The sequence below is a fragment of the Komagataeibacter kakiaceti JCM 25156 genome (genome assembly GCF_000613305.1).
Genome location: NZ_BAIO01000654.1, coordinates 1 through 1,118, shown reverse-complemented (window position 1 = coordinate 1,118; position 1,118 = coordinate 1). Strand labels below are relative to the sequence as shown.

Here is a 1,118-nt window from a genome sequence, read left to right as displayed (position 1 = left end):
GATCAGCGCCGTGAACTCGCCCATGCCCACCTGCCCCGCCAGCATGGCCACCGCCGGGCCGCCACGCTGCACCACGTCTTCCACCGCCGCGCGCTGGGCCAGACGGGCATCGGTTTCCTCGATCAGGGTGAAATGCGGCTGATCGCCGCCTCGACCGGGAACCGCCGCAGCAATGACTGGCAGAACGCATGGATGGTGCCGATGCGCATGCCGCCGGGCAGGTCCAGCACACGGGCGAACAGTTCACGCGCGACACGGCGCGTGTGCTCATCCACGGGGACGGACAGGCGGGCCAGTTCCCCGTCCAGTTCCGCATCGGGCAGCATGACCCACTGGCCCAGGCGGTTCTGCAGGCGGATGGACATTTCCGCCGCCGCCGCCTTGGTGAAGGTCAGGCACAGGATACGGGCGGGGTCGCTGCCGGGCACGCGTGTCGGCGTGCCCTCACGGTCAGGGATCTCACGCGGGAGCATGAGGCGCAGGAGCCGGTCGATCAGCAGCTTGGTCTTGCCACTCCCCGCCGAGGCCGACACGAACACCGAGGCCCGCGGGTCCGAAGCCTGCATCTGGCTGCGGTTCGCAAGGCCGATGGCGTCCGCGCCGCCGCCGGGCATTACGGCGTCGTTCATCCGCCTGTCTCCTCACGCGCCGCACTCCATTCCGCCACCCGCGCCAGATGCGCGTAATCAGCGAAACGCGGCTCCTCCCCGGGAAAGGGATGGGACAGATAGGGCTGGTCCGGGCTGTCATACGCCGTGACCAGCGCGCGCAGCCCCGCCCGGCACCCGGCGATGAGTTCCGCCAGTTCCTCGCCCCGCGCCACTTCCAGCACCTGCGCCGGAACGTGGCCACCGGTCAGCCGCCAGTACACCAGTTCCGCCACCGTGCCCGCGACGGGGGGCGGAAAGCCCCCGCTTTCGATCATCGCGGCCTCCAGCACAAGCTGCGACTGCCAGCCTTCCACCACGCTGCGCCGCGCGGGCAGGGTGCCGGTCTTGTAATCGAACAGGCTCAGCTCCCCATCACCATGCAAGTCGATCCGGTCCGCGCGCCCGCGCAGCGTGAACGGGCCGCCAGGCACATCCTCCAGCCGTATGTGGCCGCTCTGTTCCGTCAGC

1 protein-coding gene and 1 pseudogene are annotated in these 1,118 nt (G+C 69.9%); both read right to left on the bottom strand.

Features of this window, described 5'->3' with window-relative positions:
* Positions 1-629, bottom strand: a pseudogene (locus JCM25156_RS17610) (UvrD-helicase domain-containing protein); the annotation flags it as partial.
* Positions 626-1,118: PD-(D/E)XK nuclease family protein (locus tag JCM25156_RS25880; RefSeq protein WP_034960792.1), on the bottom strand; the 493-nt coding region annotated here is incomplete at its 5' end. The pseudogene JCM25156_RS17610 and the gene JCM25156_RS25880, both read right to left, overlap by 4 nt.